This is a genomic window from uncultured Paraglaciecola sp. (assembly GCF_913020055.1).
Classification (GTDB): domain Bacteria; phylum Pseudomonadota; class Gammaproteobacteria; order Enterobacterales; family Alteromonadaceae; genus Paraglaciecola.
The window spans coordinates 73,169-90,838 of the sequence record NZ_CAJWCF010000001.1 but is presented as its reverse complement, the minus strand read 5'-3'; the positions used below and the strand labels follow the sequence as shown (position 1 = coordinate 90,838).

Sequence of the window (17,670 nt, the reverse complement as noted above, 5' to 3'; positions counted from 1 at the left end):
AACATTACTTGCCGTCTTGTTTTGCTTTTATGTATGTAGATAAAAATTAACTTAATTAGGGGCTGTTGATCTTTCATATGTACATATGAAAGATCAACAGCCCCTAAGCTTCAACATTTATTTCAACTGATTTTGAAACAGTCATCTTTGCATGTGAAAGGAAACGAGTACAAAGCTGGTAGCGTCTAATGGCTCAGTTCTTCAACTTGATGATGGATATTGGCCTAAAAATTTATGTGATGGCGTGAAATTTGTTAACGGAGAGTAACAACCCTAGATTTGCTAGGATTTTTAAGTGCTTATTTATTATTTTTTTAGACTGAATTTTATCGGAAATATATTTTTGTAGTTGTTTTCAATATAAGTGGTTTCGAAAAGCCACTGTTTTTCAATTAGTTATGGTTGTCACATAAAGTTAACTATTTGTTTTACATCACTTTTACTAGTTATCAACAATAAAACCACAGAACATTCTTGCCGGATAAGTCATAAATTAATCACGGTTTGTAGCCGTATTTGTGAATTAACTGGAGAACACTTATGAAAAAACTAATAGCACTATCAATGGCTTTTTGTGCACTTCATGCCAGTGCAAAGCTCGGTACGTCCGATAGCAAGGTGAAATATGCTGGGGATTTGGCATTCAGTAATTTTTGCGAAGCGGTAGTTAAAGACGATGTCAATCTGCTTAAACGCAGTGTGCGAAGTAAAGTTGGTCAAGTGGCCAACAGTCCTCAAGGTGTTTTGAAAAAACTTATTGCAGCCGATGGGATGACTTGTAATGGTAGCGATTTAGTCTCATTTTCAGAGAAGCGAAAAGCATCGGAAGTATCTGAATATCTTTCTGATGCAAAATGAAATGAAGTCGCGGTAAGAAAAAATGAGAGTGCATAATTTGCATCGCAGATTATGGGCTCAATTTACTCACTAACCTTCTTGCAAGCTTTTGCGACTATCAGGTTGTAGGTAGCGGCATACTTATACAGTTTTTTTCTGTGATCTAATTCATTTTCGGAGGTTACTACATCTGAGCTGCCAGGTAAAAATTGCTGGCCACATGTTTGTTTAAGGGTTTGAGTTTGTTGATTCTCAAGTCCCGGAAACGAAGTACCTCTACCTGAAAAGATTAACAGCTGTAGCTGATTATTTTGAATGGCTAAGTTAGCGTCGGCTTTAGGATCGGAGTAATCCAACCATTTAGGATCCAAATTGACCATGTTTTGTGACTCATCTGTAGAGTTGTTTTGCATGTTGTCACTGGTTTCTTGCTGAGTAATAGATTTAGTTTGACTACAACCTAACACCAATGTAACGCTGAAAATCCACAGTATGCACTTAGATAGAGGCTTATTCATAAGTTCCCTTGACTCTTTGACGAACTATAAGCTTTACAGAAAAACATAAAAAAGACAAAACAGATAACAACCAAATGCTACCGCCACCAGAACCACCGGTGTTATTCGGTGGCACTATTGAACTGGCATTAACCTGTATACTGATCATCCCTTGGGCAGACAAGTTACCATCTGTTATTACATAAGTAGCTGATTCAGTGCCAGTAAAACTAGAAGTAGGGGTATAGGTAAGCTGTCCACTAGATAAATTAACGACACCTTGTCCATTATAATTAATTGACACAATGTCTAATTGGTCATTATCTAGATCTGTGTCATTTGCCAAAACATCTATGATGAGTGTTGCACTGCCTTGTATTATTGACACTCTGTCATCATTTGCGATTGGCGCATCGTTTATGGGATTGACAGATACTTCAAGGGTAAACACATCACTGTCTAATTGACCATCATTCACTATTACATTGACGTTTACCAGGCCATGATAATTAGCATCAGGTATTAATGTCTGGTTATCGAAACTGTAATTATCACCATTTTGTATGCTTAAAGTAAAATCCTCAGGGTACGAAGAGTCGGGGTCAGTTACCTGCAAGTCGGTAAACTCAATTGTCTTATTGGTGTCTTCGTCTATGTTCAGTATATTCTGTCCGTTTATTACCGGACTGATTGGAACGGATTTAGTGATGGAATAAGCTTGGTTGGTGACACTGTAAAATACATTGTCGCTGCATTTAAGCATTAGGCGGGCTTTATCACTATTCACATTAGGCGCAATAATTTGATGTGAACCATCGTTGACGGTTTGTGATGCCAAGGTTATATCAAATTGTTGTTGGCCATCGCTATCTAAAAGAATATCCACATGTGAACAATTTAGAGGTGTATCGTTACTATCTGCTACTTGCCAAGTGACGTTTTGATTGGCCAAACCCTGCCACTGAGTAGGCGTGTCAATACTAAAACTTTGCAAACCCGTTACCACATTAACGGTAACGTCTTGTTTAGCTACGCCGCTATAGGTTTTGATTTAGCGGGTAGTGTGGTTAGTATTTTGGTTAATGAAGGTCAAATGGTGGAGCAAGGCCAATTACTGGCTGAAGTAGATGACCAAAGACTTGTGGCTAAAATGAGTGAATTGTCAGCCATTTTGAATCGAGCCAAATCAGAACAGAATTTGGCTGAACTGTCATTAAAACGAGTCACTGATTTAGTCGATAAAAAATTAGAGTCCGTGCAACTTTTGGATGAATCAACAGAATCGGTTAATGCAGCTAACGCTTTTGTAAATGAGGTTTTAGCCCGTAAAAAAAGTTTACAAGTTGAGATTGATAAAACTAAATTATTGGCCCCTTTTGATGGCAATATCGTTAGCCGTTTAGTTGATGAGGGCACTGTGGTTGGTGCGGGACAAACCTTATTTAGTTTGCAGAAGAATGGAAAGTTGGAGGTTAGGTTTGCTGTTTTTGCAGACCATGCGAATAAATTTGTTGTCGGCCAAACACTCTCTCTGGCGGCTCATTCAGATCAGGTGTTAGGACAGGTTAAATCAATCGCTCAGCAGCGAAGGTTAGATACGCGCACCGTTGATGTCATCATTGGATTGAATGAGCAAAACCTTGCAATTATTCCCGGTGACATATTACATATAGATATCAGCAGCGAAATACAGGCTCAGGGATTTTGGGTGCCTAGAAAAGCCTTAGTCAGTGGTGTCAGAGGATTATGGAGTCTGTTTGTAGTTGAGTTCAAAGATGGTGAACACCGATTGGTGGCCAAACTCGTAGAAATGGTACATGCAGATGATAAAAAAGCCTTTGTACGAGGAGCACTAAATGATGGCGAAACAGTAGTGGTTGAAGGTGTTTAGCGCATAGTACCTGGGAAAAAGTGATAGTAGGTGATAACTCACTGGCTAGTATTCAGTTAGGTGTTTTGTAATGTCACAGTCACTACAGCCAAACAATCAACCTCAATACCCTTGGTATAGTCTATTTTTCCGGAATGGACACTTGTTAGTGTTAAGTATCATGGTACTGGTGGTGGCGGGTGTGTCGGCAATTAACAATATCCCACGGTTAGAAGATCCTAGAATCGACAATCGAAACGTGTTGGTCATTACACCCTATCCAGGTGCATCTTCCGAACGAGTTGAAGCATTGGTCACAGATGTAATTGAAGATGAAATAAGACAATTACACGAAGTGAAGGAAATAAACTCTACGTCACGTTCAGGTACGTCTATTGTTTCTCTTGAATTACAAGCTTGGGTCGACAATAGCAGCAACGAACAAATTTTTTCGAAAATCCGTGATGGACTGAATAACGCAAAACTTAAGTTTCCTCAAGGTGCAGGTGACCCTTTTCTTGATGAGCGCAGAGGGGCGACCGCTTTCACCCTAATTGTGGGTCTTAAATCTGCACCAGGGTATGCGACACCTATGTCGATGATTAGTCGCATGGCAGAGCATTTATCAGACCAACTGCGAAATGTACCCGGGACTGAGTTAGTCAGAGTTTACGGAGAATTGAACGAGGAAATTCAAGTCACTATTGACCCTCAGCAACTGACAAGTTCGGGTTTAAGTATCAGCCAAGCGAGTGATCTTATTACAAGTGCTGACCCCAAAATTCCAGCTGGAATGATGTACTCGAATGAACAAAATATGCGAATGCAGGTGGCTCAGGAGTTAGACAGTGTATCTACAATTAGAGACTTGCCATTACGTACATCTGAACAAGGTGGGTATTTGCGTTTAGGCGACATAGCCACAGTAAAAAGAGGGGCCAGGCTGCCGGTTAATGACATTGGTATGGTCGATGGACAGCAGGTGATTTTTGTAGCATCAAGGATGCAAACCACCCTACGAGTGGATACTTGGACAAACAATGCAAAAGATATTGTTGATAAATTTACTCGTCAATATGGTGGAACTGTACAAGCAGATATAGTGTTTGAACAGAATATTTATACAGAGTCACGTTTATCTGACTTAACAATAAACCTAATGTTAGGTTGCTTAGTGGTAATGGCTATGGTGTTCATTTTTATGGGCATAAGAGCATCTTGGATAGTCGGTTTGTCGCTACCTTTGTGTGCCGCGTTTGCTATTTTCTCACTGAGCTTTTTTGATGAACAAATTCATCAAATGTCAATTTTTGGCATCATCATCGCCATTGGTTTGCTGATTGATAATGCTATCGTTATTACTGATGAAATTAGAAGTAAACTAGTTAATCCTGCTATCAGCCGTATCGATGCGTTAACCCAAAGTATTCAACATCTATTTGTACCTTTATTAGCATCTACTTTGACCACTATTTTAGGTTTTATGCCGATTTTTCTATTGCCAGGTAACATTGGTGATTTTATCGGACCTATCGCTATTAGTGTGGTGATGGCGCTGATTGGCTCGTTATTTATTTCACTCACAATAATAGCGGCACTTGCCGCCCGATTTTTACCCAGAAAGTTAGAGTCGTCGTCCGCTTGGTATTTTATTGGTATACAAGCGCCTTCTATCAGTTTGGGGTACCGAGCCGCCCTTGAAAAGGCACTTAAAAAACCTTTATTAGGGATCGTTGCATGTATTGCTATTTCAGCTTCTGGCTTTATTTTGGCAGGGCAGTTAGGTAATGTGTTTTTCCCAAATGCGGATAGAGATCAATTTGAAATTTACTTGTGGATGCCCGAGGGGACTGCAATTAAAGAGACGCAATTAGTGGTTAAAAGTGTGGATGAACATATCCGCAACAAGCCACAAGTGGAGCAACTAAGTTGGTTAGTGGGTGGTTCATTTCCATCTGTGTATTATAACCAAGTCATGAATAAAGATAATTCATCCCATTATGCAAACGCTGTCGTTAAAGCAAACAGTATTTCTGCCGCCAAAGCACTCATTGGTCAATTACAAATAGAGCTTGATCGGGCTTACCCTCAAACTAAAATTATAGTGCGAGCATTTGGCCAAGGTCCTCCAATCTCGGCTCCTGTCGGATTGAAGATACTTGGGCCAGATATTAATATTCTAAATTCCTTGGGCCAGCAAGTTAGGCTAGCAATGTCACAAGTTCCAGGCATCTCTCATTCTATTGCTTCTGTTACTTTTGGTGAACCCGAGTGGGTACTTGACGCTACACAAGATGTAAGTCAAATGGCAGGAATGTCGTTAGTTGTCATAGCACAACAGTTACAACACGCGTTGGACGGTAAAGTAGGAGGCTCCATATTGGAAGGAACCGAAGAAATTCCTATCAGAATTAGAGTGGGGGATGACCTCAGGGGAGAGCTTGCACAGATCCAAAATTTGCCCTTGTTGAGTGAAAAACTGGTTAGCCAAGGTGTTTGGATACCCGTTTCAGCTTTAGGAGATTTCCTACTAAAACCTACGGTCGCTGGTATAACTCGGGAAAACGGTGAACGAGTGAATAACGTTGAGGCATTTTTACTGCCTGGTGCCACTGCTATAGATGTGAGTAAGCAGGTATTAGTAAAACTAGAAAATATGAATTTTACTATGCCCAAAGGGTATCGCTTTAAATTGGCAGGCGACGCTGACGAACAGCAAGAGGCCCTTGGTCAATTAGTGACATACGCCCCTGTTTTACTGGTGTTGATGATTACCACTTTGATATTGTCTTTTCGAAGTTTACGCTTGGCTTTAGTTATTGGGTCTGTGGCTGTTTTGTCCGTTGGTTTAGGTATGTTTAGTCTTTGGCTTTCTGGACTACCTATTGGTTTTAATCCCTTGCTGGGATGTGCGGGACTCATTGGTGTTGCTATCAATGGTTCAATTGTGGTGATCGCAGCGATTAATGCAAATCCACAAGCAAAGGCAGGCAATATTCAGCAAATAGTTGAAGAAACAATGGGCTGTAGTCGACACATTTTATCTACTACCTTTACGACTGTAGGCGGATTTATTCCAATGTTGTTATTTAGCGAAGGGACTTTCTGGCCGCCCCTTGCAGTGGTTTTAGCTGGAGGAGTGGGCTTTTCAGTTATTTTATCATTAGTGTTTACACCTTTAGTTGTGTCGAGATTAAGTAAATCAGCACACAGTGTTTAGATTGAGTTCGATGGGAAGTAACAGGAATCTACCAATAAAATAGATACACTTGTTGTTGCTTGATATCTCTCTAGCGGGTTAGGATAAAACTTCAAATGCAGCTGTTGGATATTGGATGAAACCTGCTAGAAAAACGCTGATGAGCTGGTGGCATATTAACTGTTTAAGATGCAAACGGATCAGAGCCTTGGTCATTTGGGCAATACTCACTTGTATTCTTTACCTCTGGTTTTTGGGGTGAATTTAATTGAACCTAACTCAACTCAACAGGTAATTAGGCCCTACTATGCAAGATGTCATTGAGATAAAGAGCCAAGCTAAACGTAATGTGATTGTTAGTGTTTTGCTTGGGCTTGTTGGTTTATGTTTGGCTAGTATTAGCTTTTCAGCGCTACCTAAGTCTTTGTATTTAATTGGAATATTTTTAACCAGTGTATCTCTGGTGGCATTGTTGATAGGTTGGTTCAAATATAGGGAACCGCAGTTCAGCTTTCTTCTTTCTAGAACATCTATTTTTTACAAGCACCGACATGGTCATTGGCAGCTAGATTGGGAAAATATTCAGCGTGTTGATGTGCCTAAAGTCAGTCATGGATTAGAGTCTACACCACTCGATATGGTGGCCATTAAAATTAAAGACTATTCAGTCTTTTTAAAAGAAGTGTCACCAAGGCTAATGACAAATATCCTAATGGAACAACGGCCATTATTATTTCATGACATGCCCTCATCAAAAGAATGTGCCTCCGGCGCCTGTCATAGTGACGATATGTTAGAACATGATTATTTTAAGGATAGCAATGGCCTTGAGTACAAAGGAATTCAAGCGATGTTTGCTAATCGCATGACTAAATTAAGAGCGCGTTTAGGTTATGATATTTTCGTAGCTGGTTCAGAGTTGGATCGACCAGAGCAGGAATTTGTTGATTTATTACGTCAATGCCAACAACGAGTATTAACCACTGCTTAAATAATTTTCGCTTGTTCAACTGCGAATAATAGCTTTATCGATTCACTCTTTAGTTTGCTAACCCTTAATTTCGCGACTTCAATTTGTTGTCTTTTTAATGCACCTTCCATATCACTACATATAGCCAGCATTTTTGGCACGCCTGTATAGCAGCATGCTCCATGCAACTGATGTACTTTTGCCTGCATTTCCGCATGGTTTTCGGCTAGATTGGTTTTCTCAATAGACTCGACTAATCCTGGTAACTGCTGCAAAAATTGTTGCAATATGTCCTTAGCTGCATCTTCATTTTGGTTCGCGCGTTTAAGTGCAAGTGACCAGTCAAAGCTAGGTTGTTCTTTATTAATCGGATCCGATATCTGACACCAGCGTTTTATCAAGTCGATTAGATCTGACAAATTAATAGGTTTAGGTAGATAATCATCCATCCCTGAAGCGAGCAATCTATCTTGCTCTTCTTTAAATGCATGTGCTGTGACTGCAATAATAGGTGTGCCTAAATTGAGAGCTGTTTGGCGGATTTGTTTTGTTGCTTCTAACCCATCCATGTTTGGCATTTGTACATCCATCAGGATCAAATCAAACTCATGTTCTTTGCAATGTGCAACTGCATCTGCCCCACTATAAGCTAAGGTTAGCTGTAAATTAGTGTTCTTAAGCCATGTAGTCAGTAGGCGTAAATTGATTTCCATATCATCTACTGCTAACACTTTTGCATTCGGTAATGCTGCTAAGCGTTGCTGTAATTTGTCAGTTGGACTTTCTTCTGGCGCACGTAATAAGCTGTTTAACTTACCTAGAGTCAACGGCAAACGCATTTTGTGAGAAAAATATTGCGATAAATCGCTGCGGTTTGATAAAGACTCGATGCCAGAATACAACAATACAGTACTGTCTGTATTTAAGTGTCGTGTAGCTTCCATAATACTAGGTAAGAGGTTTCCTTTGTTGTTTGGTACACATATAAAAACTAAATCATAATGCTCTTTCAATGTTCTTAGGTAAGTTAATGACTCGGCTCCAGTCACACTTGCGCCCAAATATGTCAGTATTTTCACACCACACTGGCGAGACAGTGGAAATGGGTCAAAATAGATGATTTTTTTGTTTAGCCATTCGCTATCGTGACTAAGTGAAAGATTGGTATTTAGCAGGTTGGCTCGAATTGTGACGGTAAAAATACTGCCTGAGCTTGGTGAGCTTTGTAGGCTGAGTTCACCGCGCATTAGTTTGACTAATTCTTGACAGATTACCAGACCTAACCCCGTGCCTTGATATGACCGGCTCAAAGCATCATCTACTTGTGAGAAAGCGGCAAATAGTTTTCTTTGGTCTTCACGGCTTATACCTATTCCAGAATCTTCAATTTTGAGTACTAGTTCGTATATGCCATGCTCTCGCTCCTTTCCAAAAGCTGAAAGACTCACAAAACCTTGATCGGTAAATTTAAGAGCATTACCCAGAAGATTGTTCAACACTTGCTTGATTCGGTAGCTGTCACCAATCAGTTTTTCCGGCAATGGCTCTAAGTTGTATACAAATTCCAAATTTTTCAGATGAGCGGATTTAGCCATAACACTGACCATATCTTCTAACATTTCATTAGGTGAAAATGGGTGGTTGTTGATTTTTAATTTGCCAGCTTCGATTTTGGAAAAATCCAGCACATCATTCACAATGGTGAGTAGGTTATCTGCCGCAGCATTAATAATACTAACTTGTTCTTGTTTTTCTGGCGGTAATGAATCCGAATGTAACTCTTTACTAAAGCCTAAAATGGCATTCAAAGGCGTGCGTATTTCATGACTCATGTTGGCTAAGAACTGTGACTTTACGTTACTTGCTGCAATGGCATCTTTACGAGCAATATCTAAACGCACGTTTTGTTCTTCTACTAGTTCTATGTTGTTTCTTAAGTCTTCTGTAGTTTGTTCTACCTCTTGTTCCAACCGATGGCGGCTTTTATCCATTAAGGCTAGTGAGAATAAACAAGCTTCAATGAAAACCCCTACTTGAAAACAATAAGCCGTGAAAAAATTTGAAGGCAGAACGGTCGTAAGACTCGTCATACCAATAAGTGCAAAACCAGCCAAAATACTCCATGCGAAAATAAAATATCGAGCGGCAAAAAAGTTATTGCCATAACTTTCAAACCCAGCATAAGTGAAGCAAACAATCGCTACTACAATAGCAAAATATACTAATCCAGTTTGCCAGGCAGGAGGCAATATATTTAGTATTGATAATAGGCCCAAGGTGACTAAAAGGCCGATGCAATATTTGATATAAATGAATGAATTAGGAGCCGATTTAGCCATTTCTAAAAACGAAATTGTAAACAATCCAGAAAAAATCCCAATAATTACAAAGATCAAATCTGGGTGGGAGCTAACCCATGTGGTAATTGAGGGGGGGAGTAATAAGTGTAAATGCCCGCCCCAGACAAACTGCCATAGTAAAACAGAAAAAATATAACCTACGTATGCTAGCAAACTTTCTTCCCTTAATTCAACGTAGAGAATTAAGTTGTAGAGGGCTAGCATAATAAGTCCACCGTAGAACAGCCCCCATATAAGGTTGTCATAGAAATTTATTTGTTCGTGGTAATCATTCGCTTGAATATTAACGGGCGCTACTAATGCTGAACGTTGACTTTCGATGCGCACATACAAGTCAATTGTTTGTGCATAGGGCAGTTCTAGCTTTAAAGTTGGAAAACGAAATCTTGGATTGGAACGGATTTTACCTTGACTAGCATGACCTAAAACTTCATCTCCTAACAATACGTAGATATCCACTTTTTCTAACTGAGTGAATGCCACATCGATTACCCATTGTTTGTTATCGGTAACATTGCTAATAGTGGTATGCAGCCACACTCCTTTGTCGGAGAAACCATAGTTTGGGTTGTCACCGGGTTGCCAAACAAATTCATCCAATTTTTGTTTAACGTCGAAAAGTCCTAGTGGATTATCTGTTTCTCGAAATAGCTTTAGTTGGGGAGATAACCTAACAACTTCATCGGTGGATATTAGCTGTACTTCTCCTTGCGCAATAGCCAATAGAGGAAGCGACAACAAAGTTAAAAGTATAAATCTGCAAAAGTTGAACAACATCAAGTTTAGTCAGTGTGGGAGACATTACACAACATTAAACCATCCGACTAATACTTATGGCAAACCTTAGCTCAATTTTGATCAGGAAAGATAAACTTAGATGATGTAATCGTTGCCATTTATAGGTTAATCTATTCGGTAGAATAATGTCGTAGGTAGCGTTGTTCACTTTCAACATGCAATTTAAAACAAGAATAAGTGGTAAAAAAGTCCAACATGAGTCAAGAAACCATTATCAATAAAGACGGTATCGAACAATTAACGATGCGTCGATTCACTGAAGAATCTTACTTAAACTATTCCATGTACGTCATTATGGATAGAGCATTGCCGCATATTGGTGATGGCTTGAAGCCAGTGCAAAGACGAATAGTCTATGCCATGTCTGAGCTGGGATTGAATAACGCAGCTAAATACAAAAAATCGGCACGTACTGTTGGTGATGTATTAGGTAAATTTCATCCTCATGGCGACTCAGCATGTTATGAGGCTATGGTACTGATGGCACAGCCATTCTCTTATCGTTATCCACTCGTTGACGGACAAGGTAACTGGGGCGCACCGGATGATCCTAAGTCTTTCGCTGCCATGCGTTATACCGAGTCTCGATTATCTAAATTTAGTGAAGTCCTGTTAACGGAGTTGGGTCAAGGAACAGTTGATTGGCAGCCAAACTTTGATGGTACCTTAGATGAGCCAAAAGTGTTGCCAGCTCGTTTACCGCATATTTTATTAAATGGCATTACTGGCATTGCAGTTGGGATGGCAACTGATATCCCTCCGCATAATGTGCGTGAAGTGGCTAATGCTTGCGCCCATTTACTAGACAATAGTAAAGCCGAATTACACGAGTTATTAGAATTTGTTCAGGGACCTGATTATCCAACCGATGCAGAAATAATCACGCCAAAAGCAGATATAACCAAAATTTACGAAACTGGTCGTGGTTCAATCAGAATGCGCGCAGTATATTCAGAAGATAGCGGTGACATTATTATCACTGCTTTGCCTCATCAAGCCTCTGGTGGCAAAATCCTTGAACAAATCGCGGCGCAAATGCAGGCTAAAAAATTGCCTATGGTCAGTGACTTACGTGACGAGTCAGATCATGAAAATCCAACCCGCTTGCTAATTACCCCACGCTCTAATCGTGTAGATGTAGAGCAACTGATGCAACATTTGTTTGCCACCACAGATTTAGAAAAAAGTTATAGAGTTAATATCAACATGATTGGCTTAGATGGCCGACCTCAAGTTAAAGACTTGAGGATGATATTAACTGAGTGGTTAAGATTTAGAAAAGACACCGTTGTACGTCGATTGCAGTTCAGGTTAGATAAAGTACTTGCCAGACTGCATATTCTTGAAGCTTTAATGATTGCTTTTTTGAATATTGACGAAGTTATTCGCATTATTCGATATGAAGAAAAGCCTAAACAGCAATTGATGACTCAGTTTAATTTATCGGATATTCAAGCTGAAGCCATTCTTGATTTGAAACTACGTCATCTTGCTAAATTGGAAGAAGTCAAAATTCAAGGAGAGCAAGAAGAACTAGCCAAAGAACGTGATGCGCTGCAATTATTATTAGGTTCTGACAAACGTTTAAAAACTCTGATCAAAAAAGAAATATTAGAAGCAGCAGAGATTTATGGTGATGATAGACGGTCACCAATAGTGCAAAGAGGTGAATCTAAAGCCTTGTCTGAGAAAGAGTTAATTCCTTCAGAAGCCGTGACAGTAGTGTTGTCTGAGAAAGGTTGGGCTCGATGTGCCAAGGGCCACGATGTGGACGTGGAAGGTTTAAGTTACAAAGCTGGAGATGGCTATCAGGCCAGTGCAAAAGGGCGAAGTAATCAACAAGTTGCGTTTCTTGATTCCTCAGGAAGAGCATTTTCCTGTGATGCCCATGGATTGCCTTCAGCTCGTAGCCAAGGAGAGCCATTAACCGGTCGATTTAATATCGTCAGCGGCGAGAATGTTGAACATATAGTCATGGGCAATGATGATCAGCAGTATTTAATGGCGTCTGATGCGGGTTATGGTTTTGTCGGTAAATTTAGCGATATGGTTAGTAAGAATAAGGCTGGTAAAGCCTATTTATCGCTTTCCACCGCAGCCAAAATTATTGGTCCGCAACCTGTGTCTGATCTCAAAACTGATTGGTGTTTGGCTATTTCGAACGAAGGCAGAATGTTAATGTTCCCGTTACGAGATTTGCCCAGTTTAGGTAAAGGTAAAGGTAACAAGTTACTGAGTATTCCGTCAGCAAAAGTACAATCCAGAGAAGAGTATGTCAGAGTATTGGCTGTAGTTCCGCAAGGGGCTAATGTTAAAATTCTAGCCGGTAAACGAGGCATGACCTTAACTGCAGCGGACCTTGCCCACTATCAAGGAGAACGTGGAAGAAGAGGAAATAAACTGCCTAGAGGATTACAGCGAGTAGATGGAGTAGAAGTCGAAAACGCTGGTACAGCCCCTACGCAAACAGATGAAATCGAGCCTGCAGATGGGAATGATTCAGACTCACCGCTTATGTAACAGATTTAACCTTAAAGTGGATGGAATTAATTCATCCACTTCTTTATCTTACTAAATTTCTCTATTCTCTCCCTCCTTTTTACTTTGGTGGATAAGGTCAAATATAAATGTTGAACGTTTTATTTAAGTATTTATTAACATTTGTTTTTATAGGTTTCCTTGGTATTCGTTTTGCAGCAGCTAATGAAGACGCTATTGTTATTATGATTGGTGTTGATGGATTGCGCGCAGACACCCTTGAACGCATGCCCGCACCTAGTTTACAGGCTCTAGCAAACACTGGTGTTAGGGCTAATATGATCCCTGCGATGCCTACGAAAACCTTTGTTAATTTCTATTCATTAGCAACGGGTTTACATCCAAAACACCATGGTTTTATTTCTAACTACCCGTATGATCGCCAGCTAAGCAGAAAATTTAATCGGCAAACAGACGTTAGTGATCCAAAGTGGTGGGGAGGAGAACCTATTTGGATAACGGCTGAAAAACAAGGAATAAAAACGGCCACCTATTTTTGGGTCGGCTCAGAAGTTGAAATTGATGGTGTCCGTCCATCATTTTGGAAACCATATCAACAAGATAAAGACTATTCTGCACGTGTTGAAGAAGTTTTAGGCTGGCTTGCTCTTCCCGAAAAGCAGAGTCCAAGATTAGTCACTCTATATTTTTCGGCGGTTGACACAGCATCGCACACATATGGTGTAGGTTCATCCCAGGAACGAGCAGCCGTGGCTAAGGTTGATAAACACATAGGTGATTTGCTGGCAGGGCTAAACAAATTAGGACTTAGCGAACAAACAAATATAGTCGTTGTGGCAGATCATGGAATGGCTAACTTATCTGACCAACGAGTGATCAATATTGACTCATGGCTAGATTTATCTGCTTTTGTCATACCCGATTGGTCAGATGAAAAAAACTCAGTACACGCGCCATTCCTAAATTTGTATGCGCAACCTCAAGTAGTGGATGCAGCATATCAAAAATTATATAAGGCACACCCCAATATGCGGGTTCTGCGTCGTGGTGATTTTCCGACTAATTATCATTTTGACCACCCACAAAGGGAACCTGATCTGATGTTGCTTGCTGATTCTGGCTGGAGTATTTATGCCAGTCGAGATAAAAGCCGGCCGCAACCAATGCTTCAATTAGGTCGTTCTATCGCTACTCATGGCTATGACAATCAAGATCCGTTGATGCATGCAACCTTCATTGCCAACGGTCCAGCATTTGAGAAAGAAATGATGGCCAAACCTTTTGATAACATAGAAGTCTACGGTTTATTGGCCTGCGCGCTGAATATTAAACCTGCCAAGACAGATGGAAATGTTGAAAGGGTGCAATATTTCATGGCAAAAGATTGTCGACCATCAGCTGACCATTGAAAAAGAATATGTGTTTCTGTATATGTAATTGAGGTTAGGTATCCATCATTCAGGTTACTTAGGTTCTATCTCTCGAACATGTCGTCTAACCGAAAGTAACGAACCCGTTAGGCCAAGGAAAACTGATAAACCTAACATCAATAAAAAAGTAGAAGCGTCAGCCCCAGTTAAATTGAAACTCTTTTGATATAATTCACTGACAACACTAATACTGCTACTCATCCACCACAAAAGTAAAACAACTGCTACCCAAGCTAATAATCCGCCTAAAAACCCGTACCAAAAACCTGTATACATAAACGGTCGCTGAATAAATGCATCTGTAGCACCGACCAGTTTCATGACTAATATTTCGTCTTTTTTACTAAGAATATTTAGTCTAATCGTGTTTCCAATAATCAGTACAACAGCAAGAAACAGTAAAAGGGCAATGACTGTCACTAGGTCTTTAACTACGTTAAGCAAAGCATGTAGGCGTTCAAGCCACTCAATATCTAGTTTACCAATATCAACTTCTCTTTCTTCTCTCAACTTGTTTAATAGTAAGCGAGCGGCTGTAGGACTGGCGTAACGGCTAGTCGGAGTGACTAATATTACATTTGGTAATGGATTTTGATCTAAGTAAGATATGGCATCACCAAAGCCGGATAACTGCTTAAATTCTTCAAGTGCTTGGTCTGCTGAAATATAGTCAATTGAATCAATTTCAGGCCAAAGTTGAATCCGTTTTAATAGTTGTTCAATGTCCCCCTGACTGGAATTCTCTTTTAAAAATAAAGAAATTTGTGATGCTTGTTCCCATCCAGAACTAACATTCTCAGCGTTTTTCACCATGACATAAAGTGTACTGGGCAAAGTTATACTTAATCCTAATACACCAATTGTCATCAGTGATGCAGCCTTTGAGCGCCATAACTCACCTAAGCTACCCAGTGCTTGCCTGAAATGACTGACAAAAAACATGATAAAACGTTGGTAAGAAGAGATTTGAGATATTTGTGCGCCTTGCACCCTACCTTTAAACAATATGCTCATTTGTTTACCCTCACTTGAGAGCAAATAAAAACACTACCAATCAATAAGTTACACATACAGATCGTCACTTTGAAATTCGTCAGTTAAACCATCGGTTATCATCTGGCCTTTTTTAAGTGTCAGAGTCCGATATTTCATTCGCGCAATCAGTCCAAGGTCATGGGTGGCAATAAACACAGATACACCAGCTTGATTAAAATCTTCAAATAGCCGAATAATTTCCATTGATAATTTAGGGTCTAGATTACCAGTTGGTTCATCTGCTAATAATAAGGGAGGTTTGTTGACTACAGCTCTGGCAATACCCACCCTTTGTTGTTCACCACCTGACAACATAATGGGCAGATTTTTGACTTTGTCACTTAGACCCACCATTTCTAGTGCGGCATGAACCCGTTTCGCTGTTTCTTTATGAGAATAACCTTCAATAATTAACGGCAGCGCCACATTGTCAAACACACTTTTGTCCATTAACAACTGGTGACTTTGAAAAATCATACCTATATCGCGGCGTATGTAGGCAATTTGTTTTCTTTGAATTTTGCTTAAATCGTGACCATTGATCAAAACCTTGCCCACAGAAGGTCTTTCCATAATGGATATCAATTTCAGCAGGGTACTTTTGCCGGCACCTGAGTGGCCAGTCAAAAATGCCATCTCGCCTGGCTCAATGTGAAAATCGACCTTTCTCAGTGCTTGTTGACCGCCTGGATAGGTTTTGCTGACTTGTTCAAACTTAATCATAACGTGGCTTAGTTCGTTTGTTCTTGCGAATTCTCAGACTCGGTAAATAATGCATTTACAAAATCTTGGCTATTAAATGGTCTTAAATCATCGATGCCTTCGCCAATCCCAACATAACGAATAGGAATGTCAAATTGGTCAGCAATCGCAAAAATCACTCCGCCTTTTGCGGTACCGTCCAATTTAGTTAAGCTTATTCCAGTTAAGCCAACTGCTTCGTTGAATAATTTGGTTTGGCTAACAGCATTTTGCCCAGTACCAGCATCTAAGGTAAGCATAATTTCGTGAGGAGCTTGAGGCGCAATTTTCTTTATAACTCGAACTACTTTTTTAAGTTCTTCCATTAAATGTTCTTTGTTTTGTAAGCGACCGGCTGTATCTGCAATCAATACATCAATATTTTTTGCCTTGGCCGACTGAAATGCGTCAAAAATAACCGATGCGCTGTCAGATCCAGTTTGTTGTGCCACTACTGGTATATTATTTCGCTCACCCCAAACCTGCAGTTGTTCAACAGCCGCTGCTCTAAATGTATCTCCTGCGGCTAACATGACTTTCTTGCCTTGCTGCTGAAATTGTTTGGCCATTTTCCCAATAGTAGTCGTTTTACCTACGCCATTTACACCTACCATTAAAATGACGAATGGGCCGGACTCAGCTTTTAGCGTTAATGGCGACTCTACTTTTTTCAATATGTCGGCCATTTGCTCTTTTAATAACTGGTATAAAGCGTCTCCGTCTTTCAGTTGTTTACGGTCTGAACTTTCTGTTAACTGTTTTATTATTTTGACTGTGGTGTTCATACCCACGTCAGCAACTAACAATTGGGTTTCTAATTCTTCAAATAATTCATCATCAATCGCTTTACCACGAAATAAACTAACAATACCGCTACCGATACTTTCTTTGGTGCGAGACAGCCCTCGCTTTAATTTACTGAAAAAACCAGTATCTTCAGAATCTTGTTGTTCGATTTTGGGAGGACCTATAGTTTGTTTTGCTGCTTGATCATCCGCTAATAAGGTGACTTCTATTGAAGACGAACTTTCGATGGTTGATTCAGTGACAAGTGTTTCAGGTTCTGGTTCGACATCTGTTTTGGTCTTAACCGAAAAATCCTCAGAGACTATTTCATTATAAGAATGATTATTTTCTAACTCTTTTGGATCTTCCTCTATCTCAATATCTACCTGGATATTGTTCTCTAAATCTTTTTCTATTTTAACTTGTTCAGGCTGAGTGATTTCATCGATGAGTGGAGTTGAATCAATATTGGCAGAACTATCATTCTTTAATGATTCTGGTTTTGAATCTACTTGATCGTCTGTCTTTTGAAGAGGGGCATCATTGACGACAGGAGACTCTTCTTGTTGCTTATCTTTTTTGAGCCATTTGAAAAACTTTGACATTCCGCTGAGAAATCCTAGGTAATTGGGTAAACTATTTAAATCA

The 17,670-nt window shown here is 39.9% G+C and carries 12 protein-coding genes; 6 read left to right on the top strand and 6 right to left on the bottom strand.

Annotated elements, in window-relative coordinates; translation table 11 throughout:
- The first annotated feature begins 540 nt into the window (after nucleotides 1–540).
- Nucleotides 541–858 carry a hypothetical protein gene (locus tag QZ488_RS00390; RefSeq protein ID WP_293745648.1) on the top strand — a complete coding sequence of 106 codons (318 nt, stop codon included), beginning with the start codon at nucleotides 541–543 and terminating at the stop codon, nucleotides 856–858.
- A 62-nt stretch (nucleotides 859–920) separates the two neighbouring features.
- Here the strand turns inward: QZ488_RS00390 and QZ488_RS00385 are convergent, their stop codons facing one another.
- Together QZ488_RS00385 and QZ488_RS00380 are read right to left on the bottom strand one after the other, a co-directional pair.
- A complete protein-coding gene (locus QZ488_RS00385; protein WP_293745647.1) occupies nucleotides 921–1,355 on the bottom strand; it encodes a hypothetical protein in 435 nt (144 codons plus the stop codon).
- Nucleotides 1,348–2,328 carry an Ig-like domain-containing protein gene (locus QZ488_RS00380; protein WP_293745646.1) on the bottom strand — a complete coding sequence of 327 codons (981 nt, stop codon included), beginning with the start codon at nucleotides 2,326–2,328 and terminating at the stop codon, nucleotides 1,348–1,350. The genes QZ488_RS00385 and QZ488_RS00380 overlap by 8 nt, the downstream gene beginning before the upstream one ends.
- Before the next feature lie 27 nt (nucleotides 2,329–2,355).
- Here QZ488_RS00380 and QZ488_RS00375 point away from each other — a divergent pair, with 27 nt between their 5' ends.
- The 3 genes from QZ488_RS00375 to QZ488_RS00365 all read left to right on the top strand — a co-directional run bounded on the left by QZ488_RS00375 (nucleotide 2,356) and on the right by QZ488_RS00365 (nucleotide 7,394).
- A complete protein-coding gene (locus QZ488_RS00375; protein WP_293745645.1) occupies nucleotides 2,356–3,225 on the top strand; it encodes an efflux RND transporter periplasmic adaptor subunit in 870 nt (289 codons plus the stop codon).
- A 70-nt stretch (nucleotides 3,226–3,295) separates the two neighbouring features.
- Nucleotides 3,296–6,424: an efflux RND transporter permease subunit gene (locus tag QZ488_RS00370; RefSeq protein ID WP_293745644.1), complete on the top strand. Its 3,129-nt coding sequence runs from the start codon at nucleotides 3,296–3,298 to the stop codon at nucleotides 6,422–6,424.
- Between the two features lie 286 nt (nucleotides 6,425–6,710).
- Nucleotides 6,711–7,394 (top strand): DUF2982 domain-containing protein, encoded by a 684-nt coding sequence (locus tag QZ488_RS00365; RefSeq protein WP_293745643.1) that lies wholly within the window; start codon nucleotides 6,711–6,713, stop codon nucleotides 7,392–7,394.
- Here the strand turns inward: QZ488_RS00365 and QZ488_RS00360 are convergent.
- Nucleotides 7,391–10,510, bottom strand: a complete 3,120-nt coding sequence (locus tag QZ488_RS00360) for a hybrid sensor histidine kinase/response regulator (RefSeq protein WP_293745642.1) — start codon at nucleotides 10,508–10,510, stop codon at nucleotides 7,391–7,393. The two genes, QZ488_RS00365 and QZ488_RS00360, sit on opposite strands and share 4 nt — an antisense overlap.
- A 216-nt stretch (nucleotides 10,511–10,726) precedes the next feature.
- Between QZ488_RS00360 and parC the strand changes: the two genes are divergently transcribed.
- The gene (parC, locus tag QZ488_RS00355; RefSeq protein WP_293745641.1) at nucleotides 10,727–13,051 is read left to right on the top strand and encodes a DNA topoisomerase IV subunit A; all 2,325 of its coding nucleotides are present in this window, start codon (nucleotides 10,727–10,729) and stop codon (nucleotides 13,049–13,051) included.
- A 107-nt stretch (nucleotides 13,052–13,158) separates the two neighbouring features.
- A complete protein-coding gene (locus QZ488_RS00350; RefSeq protein WP_293745640.1) occupies nucleotides 13,159–14,439 on the top strand; it encodes an ectonucleotide pyrophosphatase/phosphodiesterase in 1,281 nt (426 codons plus the stop codon).
- Nucleotides 14,440–14,493: 54 nt separating this feature from the next.
- Here the strand turns inward: QZ488_RS00350 and ftsX are convergent, their stop codons facing one another.
- The 3 genes from ftsX to ftsY are packed head-to-tail and all read right to left on the bottom strand — an operon-like array spanning nucleotide 14,494 to nucleotide 17,627.
- Nucleotides 14,494–15,474, bottom strand: coding sequence for a permease-like cell division protein FtsX (ftsX, locus tag QZ488_RS00345; protein ID WP_293745639.1), 981 nt, complete (start codon nucleotides 15,472–15,474; stop codon nucleotides 14,494–14,496).
- A 48-nt stretch (nucleotides 15,475–15,522) separates the two neighbouring features.
- Complete coding sequence (gene ftsE, locus QZ488_RS00340; RefSeq protein ID WP_293745638.1) at nucleotides 15,523–16,218, bottom strand: cell division ATP-binding protein FtsE; 696 nt, start codon at nucleotides 16,216–16,218, stop codon at nucleotides 15,523–15,525.
- An 8-nt stretch (nucleotides 16,219–16,226) separates the two neighbouring features.
- Entirely contained in the window at nucleotides 16,227–17,627 is a 1,401-nt protein-coding gene (gene ftsY, locus QZ488_RS00335) for a signal recognition particle-docking protein FtsY (RefSeq protein ID WP_293745637.1), read from the bottom strand.
- Nucleotides 17,628–17,670 lie beyond the last annotated feature (43 nt).

What these genes read in the sequence shown, in the direction of transcription:
- QZ488_RS00390 (WP_293745648.1), top strand. Translation starts at nt 541, where the DNA reads ATGAAAAAACTAATAGCACTATCAATGGCTTTTTGTGCACTTCATGCC.
- QZ488_RS00385 (WP_293745647.1), bottom strand. Translation starts at nt 1,355, where the DNA reads ATGAATAAGCCTCTATCTAAGTGCATACTGTGGATTTTCAGCGTTACA.
- QZ488_RS00370 (WP_293745644.1), top strand. Translation starts at nt 3,296, where the DNA reads ATGTCACAGTCACTACAGCCAAACAATCAACCTCAATACCCTTGGTAT.
- QZ488_RS00365 (WP_293745643.1), top strand. Translation starts at nt 6,711, where the DNA reads ATGCAAGATGTCATTGAGATAAAGAGCCAAGCTAAACGTAATGTGATT.
- QZ488_RS00360 (WP_293745642.1), bottom strand. Translation starts at nt 10,510, where the DNA reads ATGTTGTTCAACTTTTGCAGATTTATACTTTTAACTTTGTTGTCGCTT.
- parC (WP_293745641.1), top strand. Translation starts at nt 10,727, where the DNA reads ATGAGTCAAGAAACCATTATCAATAAAGACGGTATCGAACAATTAACG.
- QZ488_RS00350 (WP_293745640.1), top strand. Translation starts at nt 13,159, where the DNA reads ATGTTGAACGTTTTATTTAAGTATTTATTAACATTTGTTTTTATAGGT.
- ftsX (WP_293745639.1), bottom strand. Translation starts at nt 15,474, where the DNA reads ATGAGCATATTGTTTAAAGGTAGGGTGCAAGGCGCACAAATATCTCAA.
- ftsE (WP_293745638.1), bottom strand. Translation starts at nt 16,218, where the DNA reads ATGATTAAGTTTGAACAAGTCAGCAAAACCTATCCAGGCGGTCAACAA.
- ftsY (WP_293745637.1), bottom strand. Translation starts at nt 17,627, where the DNA reads ATGTCAAAGTTTTTCAAATGGCTCAAAAAAGATAAGCAACAAGAAGAG.